Below are 17,392 nucleotides of genomic sequence, written 5' to 3' on the forward strand. Positions count from 1 at the left end.
CTTTTCACCACTTTTCAGGGTCTCCACACATATTCAGGGAGCATTGCTATGAAGAATTTCATCTGGTTTGTCGTCGGTGTCACCACGGGGCTGCTCATCGCCCGCGAAGCCGGCAAGACGCGTCAGGGGAAGCAATTCTTCGCCGATCTGGACACCAAGGCGCGCGAATTCGGTGAGGCCATCTCGGACGGCTACCGCAAGCGTGAGGCCGAGCTGCGGGATGCCATCGGCGACATCGAGTCGGAGACCGAAATCACGATCGAAAAACTTGCCAAGTAAGTACTCGCCAAGTACGTGCTCGCCAGGTAGGTATCATCCATATCTTTTCCACTACAACGAACTACGGAACTAATGCAGACTGCTGAAATTCGCGGGCGCTGGCTCGACTTCTTTGCCGATCGCGGTCACACCGTCGTCCCCTCCGCTTCGCTTGTCAGCGACGACCCCACACTCCTGTTCACGGTGGCCGGGATGGTTCCGTTCGTACCGTATTTGACCGGTCTCGTGCCGCCCCCCTACCCGCGAGCGACGAGTGTTCAGAAATGCATCCGCACCAACGACATCGAAGAGGTCGGCAAGACCCCGCGTCACGGCACCTTCTTCCAGATGAACGGCAACTTCTCGTTCGGCGACTACTTCAAGGAACAGGCGATCGGTTACGCCTGGGAGCTACTCACCAGCTCGGATGCCGACGGCGGCTACGGCTTCGCCGAGAAGGACCTCTGGGTCACCGTCTACGAGGACGACGACGAGGCCTTTCGGTACTGGCGCGCCCTCGGCCTGCCCGAGCACCGCATCCAGCGTCTCGGCATGGACTCCAACTACTGGTCGACCGGTCAGCCCGGGCCCGCCGGACCCTGCTCCGAGATCTTCTTCGACCGCGGCCCGGCCTACGGCATCGACGGCGGCCCGGCCACCGACGACGACCGGTACGTCGAAATCTGGAACCTCGTCTTCATGCAGTACCTCCGCGGCGAGGGCACCAGCAAGAACGACTTTGTCATCCTCGGCGACCTGCCGAAGAAGAACATCGACACCGGCATGGGGCTCGAACGTGTCGCCTTCCTCAAACAGGGCGTTCAGAACATGTACGAGATCGACCAGGTGCGCCCGGTCCTCGACCGGGCCGCGGAACTGTCCGGTCGCCGCTACGGGGCCGTCCACGACGACGACGTGCGGATGCGCATCGTCGCCGACCATGTGCGGTCGTCCCTGATGCTGATGAGCGACGGAGTGATGCCGTCCAACGAGGGCCGCGGGTACATCCTGCGCCGCCTGATGCGCCGCAGCGTGCGCGCCATGCGCCTCCTCGGCGTCGACGCCGCGACCTTTCCCGAATTGTTTCCGGCCTCGCGCGACGCCATGGCCGGCGCGTACCCCGAGATCAAGGCGGACTACGCCCGCATCAGCCAGGCTGCGTATGCCGAAGAGGAGACCTTCCTGCGCACCCTCGCCAGTGGCAGCGCCGTGCTCGACCTCGCCGTCGCGAAGACCAAGAAGGCCGACAAGGTCGTTCTGCCGGGCGACACCGCGTTCCTCCTGCATGACACCTACGGCTTCCCGATCGAGATCACCCTCGAGATGGCCGAGGAGGCCGGGCTCAGCGTCAACCGCGAGGCCTTCGACACGCTGATGGCCAAGCAGCGCGCGATGGCCAAGGCCGACGCCAAGGCCAAGAAGACGCACCTCGCCGACCTGTCGGTCTACAGCGCATTCCGCGCGGCGGGGGAGACCGTCTTCACGGGCTACGACGCTCTGCAGACCGAATCCAGCGTGCTTGGGATCATCGTCAACGGTCTCTCCGTCGACCGCGCCGTCTCCGGTGACATCGCCGAGGTGATCCTCGCCGAGACGGCCCTGTACGCGGAGTCCGGCGGCCAGGAGGCCGATGCCGGTTTGATCGTGGGCACCGGCTACGAGCTCGAGGTGCTCGACGTGCAGAAGCCCGTCAAGGGCCTGATCAGTCACAAGGTTCAGGTGCGGACCGGCGAAGTCGGCGTCGGGGACTCCGCCACCAGCGTCGTCGACCCCGACTGGCGCCGCGGTGCCCGACAGGCGCACTCCGGCACACACGTGCTGCATGCCGCCCTCCGCCAGGTGCTCGGCCCGAACGCCCACCAGTCCGGCTCGTACAACAAGGCCGGCTTCTTCCGCCTCGACTTCTCCTGGAACCAGGCACTGTCCCCGGCGACCCGAAGCGAGATCGAAGAGATCTCCAACAACGCCATCCGGGACAACCTGCCCGTGCTCACCCGGGAGCTGCCCCTGGCCGAGGCGAAGGCGCTCGGCGCGATGGCCCTGTTCAGCGAGAAGTACGGCGACCGAGTGCGCGTCGTCGATATCGGCGGCCCCTGGTCTCGCGAACTCTGCGCGGGAACCCACGTCGCCTCCAGCGCCGAGATCGGCATGATCAACCTTGTCAGCGAGGGTTCTGTCGGTTCCACGAACCGCCGGGTGGAGTCGTTGGTCGGCCTCGAGGCCTTCCGCGACCTGGCCACCGAGCGCGCCCTCGTCTCCCAGCTGACCTCACACCTGAAGACGCCGCGGGAGCAGTTGCCAGAGCGCATCAACGGGCTCGTGCAGAGCCTCAAGGCCGCCGAGAAGAAGATCGCCGCGTTCGAGGCGCGGGCCCTCTCCGACAGGGTGCCGGCCCTCGTCGCCTCGGCAAAGCTGGCCGGTTCCGTCAATGTCGTGGCCGAGCAGGTCGGCACGCTGGGCTCCGCTGACGACCTGCGGATGCTGGTCACGGCCACCCGCACGCAGCTCGGCAGCACGCCGGCGGTCGTAGCCCTCGCGGCCGTGGTCGCCGACAAGCCCGTCGTCATCGTGGCCACCAACCCCGCGGCCCGGGAGGCCGGCCAGCGTGCGGGAGCCCTGGCGAAGCAGGTCGCCGGCATCCTCGGCGGCGGCGGCGGCGGCAAGGACGACCTCGCCCAGGGCGGCGGCACCGACGCAGCAGCCATCCCGAACGCTCTCGCGGCCGTTCGATCCGCCGTAGCAGGCTGAACCATGCGTCACGGTGTGCGGGTGGGAGTCGACGTCGGGAAAGCCCGGATCGGCCTGGCCCGCAGCGACGCGCACGGCCTGCTGGCAATCCCGGTCGAGACCGTGGGCCGCGACCACTCCGGCAGCCTGGACGTGGCCCGGATCGTGGCTGTGGTGGCCGAGCTCGACGCCGTTGAGGTGGTGGTCGGGCTGCCGCTCGCGCTCTCCGGCAACCGCACGGCGTCGACCAACGATGCGGTGGGGTTCGCCGAGCTGCTGGCCCGGTCCCTGGCCGTTCCGGTTCGCCTGGTCGATGAGCGCCTTTCCACCGTCGCGGCGCAGTCGGTCCTGCGCTCCGCGGGGCGGAAGGCCAAAACCCAAAAACCCGTGATCGACCAAGTCGCCGCGGTCATCATCCTCCAGCATGCCCTCGACACCGAACGCACCCTGGGCACACCCGCCGGCACCGCCGTCGATCTCGTGCGCGACCAGTTTCCAGCCGGGTCCCCGCCAGCTGCCGCACCGAATGAAGGGCAGCCTCAACGATGACACCGCCTCCCGCCGACAGCACCGGAGCCCCGGCCGAGCCGGGCGACCCGACAAGCCCCATCGACCCGGCGGACCCTCTCAGTTCGCGTCGGGCCATCCGTGAGTCACGGGGCGAAGGCACCCGGTCCAGTCGTCGCGCCCTGCTGGACTCCGCTCCGGTGCCGCAGAAGAGGGGCCGCCGGGGCACCTGGGGCTGCCTGATCGTCTTCCTGATCCTGGCCGGACTCGCCGGTGCCGCCGCCCTCCTGCTCCAGGAGCCGATCGGTACCGTGATCGGCATGGTGCAGGGCCCGGCGGACTACGACGGCGCCGGAGGCGACGAGGTCATCGTGATGATCCACGACGGTGAAACCGGTCAGGACGTCGCGAACTCCCTCCTCGCCCAGGACGTGGTGAAGAGCTACGACGCGTTCTACGAGGTGCTCCGCGCGGAGAGCCCGGCACCCGTCTTCCAGCCCGGCGCCTATCGTTTGGCCGGCAAGATGAGCGGCCGTGCCGCCCTTGACGCCCTGCTCGACCCGGAAAACAAGCTCGAACAGACCGTGGTGATACCCGAGGGAACCACGACTGCCTCGGTGCTCCAGCTGATCAGCGAGGGCACCAGCATTCCCTTGGTCGATCTCGAGGCCGCGGCCGCCGACGTCGAGCCCTACGGCCTGCCGGGCGAGGCAACCACCCTCGAGGGGTTCCTGTTCCCGGCCACCTACACGTTCCCCCCGGAGACCACGGCGCCCGAGGCCATCCGCACGCTCGTCGACCGACAGTTCGAGGCTCTCGACGCTGCCGAGGTCGCGCCCGAGAACCGCTGGAAGACCATCGTTGTCGCGGCCCTGATCCAACGCGAAGCGGGGCTCACGGAGGATTTCTACAAGGTTTCGCGCGTGTTCCTGAACCGGCTCGACCCGGCAAAGTGGCAGAGCGGGCTCCTGCAGTCCGACGCTACCGTGGCCTACGGGACCGGGGCGACCGACCGGGTGAAGACAACGGATGCCGAACGCGCCGACGCCGCCAACGCCTACAACACCTATGTGCACCCCGGGCTTCCCGTGGGGCCGATCTCGAACCCCGGCGACATCGCGATCGACGCCGCCGTGAACCCCGCCGACGGCACCTGGCTGTACTTCGTGTCCTGGAACCTCGACACGGGGGAGACGATCTTCTCCACCACGATCGCGGAGCACGACGCCGCCGTGAACAAATGGCTGGCCTGGATGGACGAGCACCCCGAATATGGTTGAGCCCGAAGCATCCGTGCCAGCCCCCGCCCGTGACTCTGCCCGCGTGCGCCGTCTCGCGGTGCTGGGCTCGCCCGTCGAGCATTCCCTCTCCCCGGCACTGCACCGGGCCGCATACCAGGCGCTCGGCCTGGACTGGCGCTACGACGCCGTGCGGGTGCCGGCGGGCGGACTGCCGGACTTCCTCGCGTCCCGGGGCGCAGACTGGCGCGGCCTCTCCCTCACGATGCCCCTCAAGCACGAGGTCCAGGCGCAGCTCGACGGCATCGACCGGGTCGCCGCTCAGACCGGCTCCGTCAACACGGTGCTGTTCGGTGAAGCCGACGGCAGGCGAACGTTGCAGGGTTTCAACACGGACGTCACCGGCCTGGTGCGTGCCCTTGCCGAAGCCGGAGTTCGCCGCGCGGTGCACGTGTGCCTGCTCGGCGCCGGCGCCACCGCGGCATCCGCCCTGGTCGCCGCGGCTGAGCTGGGCGCGGAGCTGGTCGACGTGCTCGTGCGTACCCCGGCGAAGGCGGCCGATCTGGTCGAACTGGGGCAGAGCCTCGGGGTCGTGGTACGGGTATACCCGCTCACCGACCTGCCCGACCCTGCCCGCGTCAGCGAGCTGGTGATCAGCACCCTGCCCGGGGGCAGCGACCCGGGCGCCGAGTTTCCCGCCGGGCTGCGCCGGCAGGCGCTCCTGTTCGACGTCAGCTATTCCCCCTGGCCCAGCGCCCTCGCCCGGTCCTGGTCGTCGGTGGGCGGCACCGCGGTGTCCGGAGAGGGGATGCTGCTGCACCAGGCCCTGATCCAGGTGCGCATCTTCGTCTCCGGCAACCCGTTCGAGCCGCTCCCGAATGAGGACGTGGTGCTGCACGCCATGCGCGGCGCCCTGACCGGGAAGGCTGTGACAGGATAGTGGTCATGCTTCGTTGGCTCACCGCCGGAGAGTCCCACGGCCCCGAACTTATCGCCATTGTCGAGGGTTTGCCCGCTGGAATCCCGGTTACTCTAGATGCGATCCGCCTCGACTTGGCACGCCGCAAACTCGGCTACGGCCGAGGCGCGCGCCAGAAGTTCGAGCAGGACGAACTGAACATCTCGGGCGGCGTGCGCCACGGCCTCACCATGGGCGGACCGGTTGCCCTGCGGATCGGCAACACTGAATGGCCCAAGTGGGCCGAGGTGATGAGTCCCGCACCGGTGGAGACCACGTCCGCGCGCGGACGCGGCGCCCCCCTGACCCGTCCCCGGCCCGGCCACGCCGATCTGGTCGGCATGCAGAAGTACGGCTTCGGCGAGGCCCGCCCGGTACTGGAGCGCGCCAGCGCCCGGGAGACCGCGGCACGCGTCGCGCTCGGCGCCGTCGCCCGGTCGTTCCTGGCCGAGCTCGGCATCACCCTGGTCAGCCACACCCTGTCGATCGGGCCGGTTCGCGTGCCCGTCGACGCCCCGCTACCGCTACCCGGCGACGTCGACGCCCTCGACGCCGACCCGCTGCGCTGCTTCGACGCCGTCACCTCCGCCCGGATGGTGGCCGAGGTCGACCTGGCCCACAAGGAGGGCGACACCCTCGGCGGGGTCGTCGAGGTGCTGGCCTACAACCTTCCTCCCGGACTCGGTTCGTTCGTGCACTGGGATCGCCGCCTCGATTCGCAGCTGGCGGCCGCGCTGATGGGCATCCAGGCCATCAAGGGGGTCGAGGTCGGGGACGGTTTCCTGACCACCACCCGGCGCGGCTCGGAGGCGCACGACGAGCTTGTGCAGGCCGACGGTCGCATCCAGCGGGTCAGCGACCGGGCCGGCGGCACCGAAGGCGGCATGAGCACCGGAACCGTGTTGCGCGTGCGCGCCGGCATGAAGCCCATCTCCACGATCCCGCGCGCCCTCCGCACGGTTGACGTGGCCACGAGCGAGGCTGCCCCCGCGCACCACCAGCGGTCGGATGTCTGTGCCGTTCCGGCCGCCGGCGTGGTCGCGGAAGCCATGGTCGCTCTGGTGCTGGCCAACTCGGTCCTGGAGAAGTTCGGTGGTGACTCCATCGTGGAGACGCGCCGCAACCTGGATTCCTACCTGGCCGGAATGCCGGCGAATCTCCAGACGGGCGCGTCCAGCGACGCTTCCCTTTAGAGGCGCCGGAGAATCACAATGGCCGCGCCGACGCATCCGATCCTGCCCCTCGTCTTCATCGGTCCCATGGCCGCCGGCAAGACCAAGATCGGCCGGAAAGTGGCGAAGTCCCTCGATGTGCCGTTCATCGACACCGACCACCGGATCGTCGCCCTGCACGGGCCGATCACGGACCTCTTCGGGCAGCACGGTGAAGAGCACTTCCGGGTGCTCGAACGCCAGGCCGTGGTGCAGGCCCTCACCGAGCAGGCCGTGGTTTCGCTCGGCGGGGGAGCCGTGCTCGACGAGGAGACTCAGGCCGACCTTGCTGAGTGCTCCGTGGTGTACCTGAGCGTGTCCGCTCGAGCCGTCGGGGCCCGGATCGGCGGGGCGAAACGGCCGCTGCTCACGGGCGGAATCGCCGATTGGAAGCGCATCTACGCCCTCCGGCGCCCGATCTATGAGGCGCTGGCCGGCATCCGTTTCGACACCTCGCACCGTCCCCTGGGCGCCATCGCTGATGACGTCGTGAAATGGACCAAGAAAAGATCATGACCGGAGCACCTGTGCCTGATTCCACCGAGCCCGCCACCACCGTTATCACGGTTGCCGGCGCCGACAGCTACCCCGTTCTGATCGGTCGCGGCCTCGTCGACGACGTCGTCGAACAGCTCGGCCCGAAGGTGGCGAAGGTGCTCATCGTGCACACCTCACACCTGGGCGCCCGCGCCGTCGCCCTGCGCGAGAGCCTGCTCGGCAGATTCGAGGTGCTGATCGCCGAGGTGCCCGACGCCGAGGCTGCCAAGCGCGTCGAAGTGGCCGCGTTCTGCTGGCAGGTCATGGGTCAGGCCGACTTCAGTCGTACGGATGCCGTGATCGGCTTCGGCGGCGGCGCCGTCACCGACCTGGCCGGCTTCGTCGCCGCGACCTGGCTCCGTGGCGTGCGCCTGGTGCAGATCCCGACCAGCGTGCTCGGCATGGTCGACGCCGCCGTCGGCGGCAAGAACGGCATCAACACCGCCGAGGGCAAGAACCTTGTCGGCACCTTCTACGCGCCCGCCGCCGTCATCTGCGATTTGGACGTGCTCGACGACCTGCCGCGTAACGAGATCCTGGCCGGCTTCGCCGAGATCGTGAAGGCCGGGTTCATCCAGCTGCCCGAGATCCTGGACATCGTCGAAGCGGATGTCACGGCCGTCACCGACCCGCACACCCCGCAGTTCCGGCGCGTGCTCGAACTCGCGATCGGGATGAAGGCCCGGGTCGTGGGGGAAGACTTCAGGGAGTCCGGCCTGCGTGAGATTCTGAACTACGGGCACACCCTCGGCCACGCCGTCGAGCACGCCGAACGCTATGGCTGGCGGCACGGGGCGGCCGTTGCCGTCGGCATGATGTTCGCGGCGGAGGTCGCCCGGCTGAGCGGCCGGCTCTCGGACGAGGCCGTCGACCGGCACCGTCGCATCCTCGAATCGCTCACCCTGCCCACCACCTATCCGGTCGGCCGCTGGAGCACCCTGCTCGCCACCATGCAGCGCGACAAGAAGACCCGCAGCGGCATGCTGCGATTCATCGTGCTCGACGACATCGGGAAGCCGACCGTGCTCGAAGGACCGGACTCGTCGTTGTTGTTCGCCGCCTACCAGGAGATCGGCTCCTAACCATTCGCGCCGCATCCGTGGGCCCAGACTGATTCCCAGACCGGCGCAGCCGGTCGCCGCTGACCGAAGCTGTTCGGAGGCTTCAGGACGAGTCCGTGGATCGTCCGTGCGGCCGGCGAGAGCGGAGGCGGAGACTTCGCGGACCTGACGGCGGCCCAGGAGGCGGCAGTCACGGAACGGTTCGTCGGTCCGGGCGTGCGCAAGCTGGTGCAGGAGTCCTGGCAACGGTCGCTCGCCCTCAGCCTTGATTCGCTGAGGCTCGTCCACTAACACGAACTCAGCTCCGACGAGCTGCGCGACCGGCATCCGCTGGCCGCCGTGCTCCCGGTCGTGCACAACCTGCTCATCCGGCACGCCTTTCACTCCGGCCTGATCGTGGCCATCGGTGACGAGTTCGGTCGCCCGCTCTGGATCGACGGTGACCGAACCGTGCGGAGTAAGGCGGAGGGGATGCTGTTCGTCGAGGGGTCGGACTGGTCCGAGCGCCGGGTCGGCACGAGCGCGCCGGGCACGGCCCTGGCCCTCGATCACGGAATCCAGATTCAGCGGGCCGAGTATTTCAACCAGTTGGCGCATCCGTGGAGTTGCACGGCCGTGCGCATCCCCGACCCGCATTCCGGCTCCATCCTCGGCGTCATCGACATCACGGGCGGCGACGAGGCGGTGGCCCCGCAGACTCTCCCGCTCGTGGAGGCGGCCGTCGCGGCCCTGGAAGCGGAACTGCGCATCCAACGACCGGCACTCGCTGCTGCTCACCGACCAAACCAACGCGGTCGACAACCTGCGTGCCGAGATGGTGCGGCTGCGCGGGGTGCTCGAGCAGACCAGCCCCCGTGGCGGCATTGCCTCGCGGCCCTACCGGCTCGAGACATCCGTCGAACTGGACGCCCAGCGCGTGCTGGCATCCCTGGAGCCCGGCACGCACCGGGTGGCGTTGGGGGCCTACCGGGGGCCCGTGCTACCGAGCTCGACCGCGCCGGGAATCGTCCAGATCCGCGCCGGGATCTCTGCGCGGCTGCGGCAGGCCATGCTCAGCGACGCGTCCGCCGAACTCCTGCTGGAGTACGCCCGCACCGACGAGGCGACCTACGACGCTGAGGTCTGGCGCGCGTGCCTCGAACTGCTGCCGGCGCGGTCGCCGAAGCGGGCATCCGTGGTCGCCCGATTGAACCGGATCGCGGACGAGTTGCGCCGCGACGGCTCCGCGGCCCCGCCCGCAATATCCCGCAACGCTGAAGCAACGTTCTCCTTCCTCGGATCAAGGTCCAGGTCCGCGTCCCGCGGTTCCACACCGACGACGTCGTCGACGAGGAGACATCATGACCGTCTATTCCAACCCCGGAACACCGGGCGCCCTCGTCACCTTCAAGCCCCGCTACGAGAACTGGATCGGCGGCGAGTGGGTCAAGCCCGTCAGGGGCCAGTACTTCGAAGACATCTCACCCGTCAACGGGAAGCCGTTCGCCGAGGTGGCCCGCGGCACCGCGGAGGATATCGAACTGGCCCTGGACGCCGCGCATAGTGCAGCGCCGGTGTTGGGCAAGACCTCGTCGACCGAGCGCGCGGCCGTGCTCAACAAGATCGCCGACATCATCGGTGCGAACCTCGACCTGCTCTCGGTCGACGAGACCTGGGAGAACGGCAAGCCGGTGCGCGAGACGTTGAACGCGGACATCCCGCTCTGTTCCGACGACTTCCGCTATTTCGCTGCCGCCATCCGCGCCTAGGATGGCGACCACGCCGAGCTGGGCGGCGACATGGTCTCCGACCAGTTCCACGAGCCGCTCGGCGTCGTCGGGCAGATCATCCCGTGGGACTTCCCACTCCTGATGGCCGTCTGGAAGCTGGCCCCGGCCCTGGCCGCCGGCAACGCGATCGTGCTAAAGCCGGCCGATCAGACCCCGGTGTCGATCCTCGTGCTGATCGAACTGATCGGCGATGTGCTGCCGACGGGAGTGCTCAACGTCGTCAACGGTTTCGGCATCGAGGCCGGCAAGCCGCTCGCGTCGTCCAACCGTATCCGCAAGATCGCGTTCATGGGAGAGACCTCGACCGGGCGTCGGAACATGCAGTACGCGAGCTCCAATATCATCCCGTCGACCATGAAGCTCGGCAGAAAGAGCCCCAACAACATCTTCTTCGGCGACGTCGCCCAGGAGAAGGATGCGTTCTACGACAAGGCCCTGGAAGGGTTCGTGCTCTTCGCGTTCAACCAGGGCGAGGTGTGCACCGCGCCCAGCCGGGCGGTGCTGCAGAAGCCGATCTACGATGACTCCCTGAGCGACGCCGTCGAGTTCACTCTCCTCCACCGCTCCCTCCCGAGCCCGGCCTTGTGGACGGGGACCGCGACGGATGTCCGCGCGTCCAGTCTGGGTGGCATGACAACCCCTCTGCGCGTCGAAGACGCTGCCCCAGTGACCACGACCGAGCAGGCGCGAGACCGGGTGGCCGACCTCGTCGGCCACGCGATTAGCCGCCAGCTCTGGTTCATGCTGCTCGACGCCTGCGGGCGGCAGATTCCCCTGCTGATTCCCGTCGACGACATCCCGCTCCGTCCGAAACCCGGCGGTGCCGCCGTCATGGCCGCGGCGGTCGGTCGGCTCCTGTCCGAGCACGGCCCGTGCGGCAGCGTCATCCTCACCCTCGAGCGACCGGGCACCGCGGCGCTAACCGCGCCCGACCAGGCCTGGGCCCGGGAACTCGCCGAATCCTTCGGCAAAGTGGTGCGCATCACGGGCATGTTCGTCGCCCACGACGAGGGCGTCTGCGAACTCCCGGCCACCGTCGTGGATGCAGTGGCAGACTGACAGGATGATGATCAGCGATGAGCGATTGGAAAGTGTCAACGTCTGTGTTGCCGGCCGGGTGGGCGCGGGGCCGGGCGATGCCTGAACGCACCCTGATCCTGTTGCGGCACGCCAAGTCGGACTGGGCGGGCGGCCAGGCCGACGTCGACCGGCCGCTGGCAAAACGTGGGGTGCGGCAGGCGCCGCTCACCGGAGCGTGGCTGTCCCACAGCGGCTACCGCATCGATCTCGCGGTCGTGTCACCGGCGGAGCGCGCGCGGGCCACCTGGGACCTCGTGGCGGCCGAGTTCGAGAGCACTCCGCCGATCCGTGTCGAACATGCGGTGTATGCCACCTCGGCCGGCGAACTGCAGAGCATTGTTCGGGCGCTGCCGGGCACCATGCACACCGTCGTCCTGGTGGGCCACAATCCCGGCCTCGAGGATCTGGCCACCGCTCTCGCCGGCACGACCGTGTCCCTGCCGACCTCGGCTTTCGCCGTGATCGGCTGGGAGGGTCCCTGGTCGTCCGCCGGAGAGTCCCCGGCGGCCCTCCTGGCCCAGGGCCGGCCGCCCAGGGTGAACGCGCCTCCTCGCTAGCGGCGCAGGGCTGCCTGATCGCGCCGAGAAAGAGGACGACCGCGGCGGCAACCGATCCCGTGGTCAGGCCGCGGGGCACGCCACGATGCCCCAGGGCGTTGCGGAGCGTCGGGAAGCGCTGGGGAGCGCGCCAACGGATGCCGGTGCTCTCGCGCCGGGAGGCACTCGAGGGTGCCAGCGCTGGCATCTGCTTTTGACTCGTCGTCTCGTCGTATCCGGCTTGTGCGACGCTGGCCAGAGGGCGCTTTTTCGCCGACGTAGTCCCACGCAGCGCGACCGAATGGAACGAACGAATTCGACGGAGATTTTGCGCAATCTGGCACGGTTTGGCCGGTTTGGGACGCGTGGGGCCAAAATCTCCGTCGAATTCGCCCGAGACTGGGGGTCTGGTATTGGGGCGGGGGCGGGAACGGGAACGGCGGGGGCGGTGTCGGGGCGGCGGGTCAGCCGCCGAGCCAGGACCAGTGGCTGAGCGGCCAGTTGATCACGAACGCCCGGCCGACCACATGGGAGACGGGCACGAATCCGTTGCCGGGTGTGTCTGTGTGCAGCCGGCTGTCCGCCGAGTTGTAACGGTTGTCGCCCTCGACCCAGAGACCGCCGGCCGGCACGGTCACGGAAAAGTCGTACTCCGACGTTCGGATGGCCCCGGGCGGCAGCTTGAGGTAGGGCTCGGTGATCGGCTCGCCGTTGACGGTGGTGCTGCCCGCCGTGTCGCAACAGGCCACATCATCGCCGGGGAGGCCGATGACGCGTTTCACGAGGTGGTCATCGGAATCCGGAACCCGGAGGCCGGCCTCAGCGGCGAGCCACTGGATGCCGTCGACAACGGTGTTCCCTGCCTCGATCGGGGCCGGAGCGACCGGACCGAGCCATCCGCCGGGATCCCTGAAAACGACGATGTCGCCGCGATCGATGTCGACGACGTCGGGGACGAGCTCGTTCACGATAATGCGGTCGTCGATCTGCAGGGTGTCCTGCATCGATCCGGTCGGGATGTAGAACGTGCGGATCAGGAAGGCCTCGGTCAGAAACGAGACGACCAGGGCGCTGGCCAGGATGACGAGGAGGTTTCGGAGGACGCGACGCCTCCGTGGTGTGCGGGCGTTGGCGCTACCCGACGCAGATCCTCGCCAGGCGGCGCGGGGCCGACGACCCGCGCTTTCGTGGTCTGTCAATTTCTCCCCTGACGTGACGCGTGGTGGGCCAATTCGACCGATGCAGGGCGACTGCAAGGCCAGAATGAGCAGAACGCGGTTGCACCCCTGTCGCCACGGGGATGACGGTTCGGAGACAGGCGCTGGCCTCAATGCGTGCGGCGGCTGCGTGGGCTGACGTTGGAGCGCAGAGAGTCAACCATTTTCCGGGCCTCGTCCTCCGTGCAATAGGTCTCCGGCGACGGGATGCTCTGCCCGTTGTCCGCGGAGGAACAGAATCGGTAGCGGCCCGACTGGTCCCGATAGATGGTGAATCTTCCGGCCATGTCACACCCTTGTTCTTGGCCTGGCGCCGACCAAACGACCGGCTTCGACACCCTACCGCCCTCGATCAGCGCCGGATAGAGGCGCCGCGACGCGCGCCAGTGTGATGTCGGCCGGCACGGGTCGTGCACAGATTCGGCGGCATATGATTGATCACGACCGACGACCCGATGGGACCCCTTTCCGCATGACTGCGCGCGTACCATTCTTCGTTCGCAATCGGGTGGACGGCACCGACGGGGCTCTCGCCGGCCGGGCCGACGGCACGGGCATCCGTGACACGGTCACGCTGTACTACTCCCTGACCAAACCCGGCGTTCTCTACGGCAACGCGTTGACAGCCGCGGCGGGCTTTCTACTCGCGGCCCGGGGCCAGGTGGATCTTTTCCTGTTCGCGGCTCTCTGCCTGGGCACCACGCTCGTGATTGCTTCGGCCACCGTGCTCAACAACGTACTCGACCGCGACATCGACACGGTGATGGAACGCACGAAGAAGCGGGCCACGGTCACCGGCCGCATCGGCGTGCGGAACGCGGTCACCTTCTCAAGCCTGCTGTTCGTTTTCGGCATGGCGACGCTCATCGCCTGGACGAACTGGCTCGTCGTCGCCGTCGGCCTGGTCGGCTTCCTCGTCTATGTCGTGCTCTACGGCATGCTGTCCAAGCGCATGTCGATCCACGGCACCCTGGTCGGCAGCGTCTCGGGCGCAGCGCCCATTCTGGCCGGCTACGTCGCCGTCACCGGCGCCATCGACATCGCAGCCGTGCTCGCCTTCCTGGCCGTGTTCCTCTGGCAGATGCCCGAGTTCTACTCCATCGCCATCTACCGCCACGACGAATACGCCCGTGCCGGCGTGCCCGTCATTTCCGTGGTGCGGGGCGTCCCGAACACCACAGTTCAGATCCTCGTCTACACGGTCGGATTCGTTGTCTCCACCCTCCTCTTGTCGGTATTCGGCTACGTGGGCTACGTCTATACGGCGGTCATGGGCGTGCTCGGCGCTTACTGGATCTGGCTGGGTGTCATCGGCCTGCGCGCCGCCGATCCCGCCGCCTGGGCCAGGCGGATGTTCCGCTACTCGCTTGTGATGATCCTGGTGTACTGCGTGATGATCTCGGTCGGGCCGATCCTGCCCTGATCCTGCCCTGGCCTTCGGCGCCCGCGTACTCCCTTAGGCTGTGGGAATGAGTACAGTTCTCGTTCTGAACGGCCCGAACCTGGGGCGGCTCGGCAGTCGCGAACCCGACGTTTACGGGTCGGCCGATCTCGATCAGCTGCGCGCGATGCTGACGCGGGCCGCCCCGGCGGGGACGACGGTCGACGTGCGCCAGACGGATGACGAGGCCGAGCTCATCCACTGGCTGTACGAGGCCGTCGACGAGCGCATCCCCGTCATCCTGAACCCGGCGGCGTTCACGCACTACAGCTACGCGCTGCGGGATGCCGCCGCTCTCGTGACGAAGGCCGGCGTCACCCTGGTCGAGGTGCACCTGTCCAACCCGCACGCCCGGGAAACGTTCCGCCACACGAGCGTCGTCAGCGCCGTGGCCACCGGGGTGATCGCCGGGTTCGGCTTCGATTCCTACCGTCTGGCCCTGGACTTCATCGCGAGGTCGGTGCCGGCGACCGCCTGACCGGCCGGGTCTCGCGCCTTTGGTGCGCGGGCTGCGGGCAACTACACTCGATGATGGCCGAATCGGCCGCGCACCTTTCTAATTGAACCCAGTGAACGGAACACATTTTCATGGCATCAACCGCCGATATCCGGAATGGCGTCGTGCTCAACATCGATGGCCAGCTGTGGGCAGTCACCGATTTCCAGCACGTCAAGCCGGGCAAGGGCGGCGCCTTCGTCCGCACCAAGCTGAAGAACGTCGTGACGGGCAAGACCGTCGACCGCACCTTCAACGCCGGCGCGAAGATCGAGACCGAGAACGTCGACCGCCAGGACTTCCAGTACCTGTACGCGGACGGCGACTCCTACGTCTTCATGGACGTGTCCGATTTCGATCAGCTGCACGTGCCGGCCGTCGTTGTGGGCGACGCCGTCAACTTCATGCTCGAGAACCAGAACGTGACGATCGCCCTGCACAACGGCAACCCCCTCTACGTCGAGCTGCCGGCCTCCGTCGTTCTCGAAATCACCTACACCGAGCCGGGCCTTCAGGGCGACCGCTCAACCGGCGGCACCAAGCCCGCCACCGTCGAAACGGGCTTCCAGATCCAGGTTCCCCTGTTCCTCGAGCAGGGCACCCGAGTCAAGGTCGACACCCGCACCGGGGACTACCTGGGCCGCGTCAACTAGTGAGCGCTCGGACCAAGGCGCGCAAGCGTGCGATCGACATCCTCTATGCCGCAGACGTGCGGCAGAGCACCATCCCGGAGTCGCTCGCCCTCGAGGCGCAGCGCGCCGCGAGCGAGCCGGCCCGGATGGCCTCCTGGCTCTACGCCCGGGACATCATCGACGGCGTCGTGGATCACCGCGAGGAGATCGACGAACTCATCGAGACGTACTCGCAGGGCTGGACGCTGACTCGCATGCCCGTCCTCGACCGCGCCATCCTGCGCATCGGCATCTGGGAGATCCTCTTCAACGACGCCGTCCCGCACGCTGTCGCCATCGACGAGGCGGTCGAGGCCGCCAAAATCCTGTCGACGGATGACTCGGCCGGATTCGTGAACGGACTCCTCGGGCGCATCGCCCAGACCGCACCATCCGCGTAATCCGTTCTGCCAGGGGGGGGAACGCATGACCAACACCGAGCCCGCACCGCCCCGCGCCCCGGAGCCGTATCCGCCGGCCTACGGACAGTCGCCCTTCCCGGCGGCGCCGAAGACGAACACACTGGCGATCATCTCCCTGGTGTCGGCGTTCTTCGTGTCCCTGGCGGCCGTGATCACCGGGCACCTCGCCCTGGGGCAGATCAGGCGCACCCATGAGGGCGGCCGAGGTCTGGCGATCACCGGGCTCGTTCTCGGCTACGTGGGCATCGCCGCCACCACCCTGGCGCTCGTGATCGCCCTCGTCGTCACCGCGACCGTGATTCCGCTCATCGCGGCGGCCGTGAACGGAGCCGTGGGCGACCAGCCGTGGAGTTCGTCCACGAGCGAGCCGCAGGCGGATGAGGCGAACGGGGATGCGTCGCAGGAAGCCCTGCCCACCGGCACCGTCGGTGCGGCCCACTTCGACGACGGCTACCTGTCGGTCGGCACCGGCGCCGCGCTCGTCGACGTCTACTTCGACCCGATGTGCCCGTACTGCCGGCAGTTCGAGGAGACGAACGGCGGCGAGCTGGCTGCCCTCGCCTCTGACGGGACCATCACCCTGCGGCTGCACTCGCTCACTTTCCTCGACCGGGTCTCGCAGGGAACGTCCTACTCGACCAGGGCATCCGCCGCGCTTACCTGCCAGGCCACCCTCAACCCGGAGAACCTGCTCGCCTACCAGGCGGCCCTGTTCGCGAACCAGCCCGCCGAGAACACCGTGGGACTCGGCGATCCGGAGCTTGCGGCCCTCGTCGACAACCCCGTCGACATCGACGACTGCCTCGCGGCCGGCGAGTACCAGGCCTGGTCCCGGGCCAACACCGAGCAAGCCCTGAACGGCGTGATTGCGGATGCCGAGATCACCCGGATCCGGGGCACGCCGACCGTGCTCGTCAACGGCAGGGTCTACGACGGCGGACTGACCGACCCGGCGGAATTCCTGGACTTCCTCAGTAGCAACTCGGTCGGCTGAGCTCAGCCGCGAAGGTCTCAGGTGGAGACCGTGATGCCGGCAACGGTGCCGGCGATGAAGGATGGCCAGGCCGGGCGCATAGGGGTGGTGCCCTGCAGCTGCAGGGTGACGTCGAGGTCCGTGAATGCCCACCGCTGGCTGCTGACGGCCGGGGCGCTCACCTCGGACGCGGACGGGGATGGGCCCGGGGACCTCTCGATGTTCTTCTCGCTGCCATGGGGCGACCTGGCGTCGTCCTCCCTCGCCTGGGGCCGGCAACCAATCAAGGT

At 68.1% G+C, this 17,392-nt stretch carries 18 protein-coding genes and 1 pseudogene; 16 read left to right on the forward strand and 3 right to left on the reverse strand.

Annotated elements, in window-relative coordinates:
* The first annotated feature begins 48 nt into the window (after positions 1-48).
* The 11 genes and pseudogenes from E3N86_RS15290 to E3N86_RS15340 all read left to right on the forward strand — a co-directional run bounded on the left by E3N86_RS15290 (position 49) and on the right by E3N86_RS15340 (position 11,903).
* Positions 49-279 carry a hypothetical protein gene (locus E3N86_RS15290; protein WP_104100499.1) on the forward strand — a complete coding sequence of 77 codons (231 nt, stop codon included), beginning with the start codon at positions 49-51 and terminating at the stop codon, positions 277-279.
* Between the two features lie 72 nt (positions 280-351).
* Positions 352-3,006: an alanine--tRNA ligase gene (gene alaS, locus E3N86_RS15295; protein ID WP_134512244.1), complete on the forward strand. Its 2,655-nt coding sequence runs from the start codon at positions 352-354 to the stop codon at positions 3,004-3,006.
* Between the two features lie 3 nt (positions 3,007-3,009).
* Positions 3,010-3,534, forward strand: coding sequence for a Holliday junction resolvase RuvX (ruvX, locus tag E3N86_RS15300; RefSeq protein ID WP_174720173.1), 525 nt, complete (start codon positions 3,010-3,012; stop codon positions 3,532-3,534).
* Positions 3,531-4,772, forward strand: coding sequence for an endolytic transglycosylase MltG (gene mltG / locus E3N86_RS15305; protein ID WP_134371527.1), 1,242 nt, complete (start codon positions 3,531-3,533; stop codon positions 4,770-4,772). The genes ruvX and mltG overlap by 4 nt, the downstream gene beginning before the upstream one ends.
* Positions 4,765-5,670: a shikimate dehydrogenase gene (locus E3N86_RS15310; protein WP_104100502.1), complete on the forward strand. Its 906-nt coding sequence runs from the start codon at positions 4,765-4,767 to the stop codon at positions 5,668-5,670. Before mltG ends, E3N86_RS15310 begins: the two co-directional genes overlap by 8 nt.
* Positions 5,671-5,675: 5 nt before the next feature.
* Entirely contained in the window at positions 5,676-6,881 is a 1,206-nt protein-coding gene (gene aroC, locus E3N86_RS15315; protein ID WP_104171053.1) for a chorismate synthase, read from the forward strand.
* 18 nt (positions 6,882-6,899) lie between these two features.
* Positions 6,900-7,415, forward strand: a complete 516-nt coding sequence (locus E3N86_RS15320) for a shikimate kinase (protein ID WP_174720172.1) — start codon at positions 6,900-6,902, stop codon at positions 7,413-7,415.
* Entirely contained in the window at positions 7,412-8,518 is a 1,107-nt protein-coding gene (gene aroB / locus E3N86_RS15325; protein ID WP_104100503.1) for a 3-dehydroquinate synthase, read from the forward strand. The genes E3N86_RS15320 and aroB overlap by 4 nt, the downstream gene beginning before the upstream one ends.
* A gap of 318 nt (positions 8,519-8,836) precedes the next feature.
* On the forward strand, positions 8,837-9,616 hold the full coding sequence (locus E3N86_RS15330; RefSeq protein ID WP_134512245.1) for a hypothetical protein: 780 nt from the start codon (positions 8,837-8,839) through the stop codon (positions 9,614-9,616).
* A 221-nt stretch (positions 9,617-9,837) separates the two neighbouring features.
* A pseudogene (locus E3N86_RS17560) lies at positions 9,838-10,887 on the forward strand (aldehyde dehydrogenase family protein); the annotation flags it as partial.
* A gap of 515 nt (positions 10,888-11,402) precedes the next feature.
* Entirely contained in the window at positions 11,403-11,903 is a 501-nt protein-coding gene (locus E3N86_RS15340) for a histidine phosphatase family protein (protein ID WP_134420611.1), read from the forward strand.
* A gap of 443 nt (positions 11,904-12,346) precedes the next feature.
* On the opposite strand, the gene lepB is transcribed toward E3N86_RS15340, so the two are convergent.
* Together lepB and E3N86_RS15350 are read right to left on the reverse strand one after the other, a co-directional pair.
* Positions 12,347-13,081 (reverse strand): signal peptidase I, encoded by a 735-nt coding sequence (gene lepB / locus E3N86_RS15345; protein WP_134371533.1) that lies wholly within the window; start codon positions 13,079-13,081, stop codon positions 12,347-12,349.
* A 128-nt stretch (positions 13,082-13,209) separates the two neighbouring features.
* Entirely contained in the window at positions 13,210-13,386 is a 177-nt protein-coding gene (locus E3N86_RS15350) for a DUF1508 domain-containing protein (RefSeq protein WP_134512246.1), read from the reverse strand.
* Positions 13,387-13,571: 185 nt separating this feature from the next.
* On the opposite strand from E3N86_RS15350, the gene cyoE reads away from it, so the two are divergent.
* The 5 genes from cyoE to E3N86_RS15375 all read left to right on the forward strand — a co-directional run bounded on the left by cyoE (position 13,572) and on the right by E3N86_RS15375 (position 17,123).
* A complete protein-coding gene (gene cyoE, locus E3N86_RS15355) occupies positions 13,572-14,522 on the forward strand; it encodes a heme o synthase (protein ID WP_166784712.1) in 951 nt (316 codons plus the stop codon).
* A gap of 46 nt (positions 14,523-14,568) precedes the next feature.
* On the forward strand, positions 14,569-15,018 hold the full coding sequence (locus tag E3N86_RS15360) for a type II 3-dehydroquinate dehydratase (RefSeq protein WP_104100508.1): 450 nt from the start codon (positions 14,569-14,571) through the stop codon (positions 15,016-15,018).
* 110 nt (positions 15,019-15,128) lie between these two features.
* Entirely contained in the window at positions 15,129-15,689 is a 561-nt protein-coding gene (efp, locus tag E3N86_RS15365; protein ID WP_104100509.1) for an elongation factor P, read from the forward strand.
* On the forward strand, positions 15,689-16,108 hold the full coding sequence (nusB, locus tag E3N86_RS15370; RefSeq protein WP_134371535.1) for a transcription antitermination factor NusB: 420 nt from the start codon (positions 15,689-15,691) through the stop codon (positions 16,106-16,108). Before efp ends, nusB begins: the two co-directional genes overlap by 1 nt.
* Before the next feature lie 25 nt (positions 16,109-16,133).
* Positions 16,134-17,123, forward strand: coding sequence for a DUF4190 domain-containing protein (locus tag E3N86_RS15375; protein WP_134371537.1), 990 nt, complete (start codon positions 16,134-16,136; stop codon positions 17,121-17,123).
* A 17-nt stretch (positions 17,124-17,140) separates the two neighbouring features.
* On the opposite strand, the gene E3N86_RS16950 is transcribed toward E3N86_RS15375, so the two are convergent.
* Entirely contained in the window at positions 17,141-17,284 is a 144-nt protein-coding gene (locus tag E3N86_RS16950; protein ID WP_166785112.1) for a hypothetical protein, read from the reverse strand.
* Positions 17,285-17,392 lie beyond the last annotated feature (108 nt).

Origin of the sequence: Cryobacterium sp. Hz7 (genome assembly GCF_004402815.1) — a bacterium.
In the GTDB taxonomy this organism is placed as follows: Bacteria; Actinomycetota; Actinomycetes; order Actinomycetales; family Microbacteriaceae; genus Cryobacterium; species Cryobacterium sandaracinum.

Bases quoted from the DNA above. Each gene is read 5' to 3' on its own strand.
- E3N86_RS15290 (WP_104100499.1), top strand. From the start codon at position 49: ATGAAGAATTTCATCTGGTTTGTCGTCGGTGTCACCACGGGGCTGCTC.
- alaS (WP_134512244.1), top strand. From the start codon at position 352: ATGCAGACTGCTGAAATTCGCGGGCGCTGGCTCGACTTCTTTGCCGAT.
- ruvX (WP_174720173.1), top strand. From the start codon at position 3,010: ATGCGTCACGGTGTGCGGGTGGGAGTCGACGTCGGGAAAGCCCGGATC.
- mltG (WP_134371527.1), top strand. From the start codon at position 3,531: ATGACACCGCCTCCCGCCGACAGCACCGGAGCCCCGGCCGAGCCGGGC.
- E3N86_RS15310 (WP_104100502.1), top strand. From the start codon at position 4,765: ATGGTTGAGCCCGAAGCATCCGTGCCAGCCCCCGCCCGTGACTCTGCC.
- aroC (WP_104171053.1), top strand. From the start codon at position 5,676: ATGCTTCGTTGGCTCACCGCCGGAGAGTCCCACGGCCCCGAACTTATC.
- E3N86_RS15320 (WP_174720172.1), top strand. From the start codon at position 6,900: ATGGCCGCGCCGACGCATCCGATCCTGCCCCTCGTCTTCATCGGTCCC.
- aroB (WP_104100503.1), top strand. From the start codon at position 7,412: ATGACCGGAGCACCTGTGCCTGATTCCACCGAGCCCGCCACCACCGTT.
- E3N86_RS15340 (WP_134420611.1), top strand. From the start codon at position 11,403: ATGCCTGAACGCACCCTGATCCTGTTGCGGCACGCCAAGTCGGACTGG.
- E3N86_RS15350 (WP_134512246.1), bottom strand. From the start codon at position 13,386: ATGGCCGGAAGATTCACCATCTATCGGGACCAGTCGGGCCGCTACCGA.
- cyoE (WP_166784712.1), top strand. From the start codon at position 13,572: ATGACTGCGCGCGTACCATTCTTCGTTCGCAATCGGGTGGACGGCACC.
- E3N86_RS15360 (WP_104100508.1), top strand. From the start codon at position 14,569: ATGAGTACAGTTCTCGTTCTGAACGGCCCGAACCTGGGGCGGCTCGGC.
- efp (WP_104100509.1), top strand. From the start codon at position 15,129: ATGGCATCAACCGCCGATATCCGGAATGGCGTCGTGCTCAACATCGAT.
- E3N86_RS15375 (WP_134371537.1), top strand. From the start codon at position 16,134: ATGACCAACACCGAGCCCGCACCGCCCCGCGCCCCGGAGCCGTATCCG.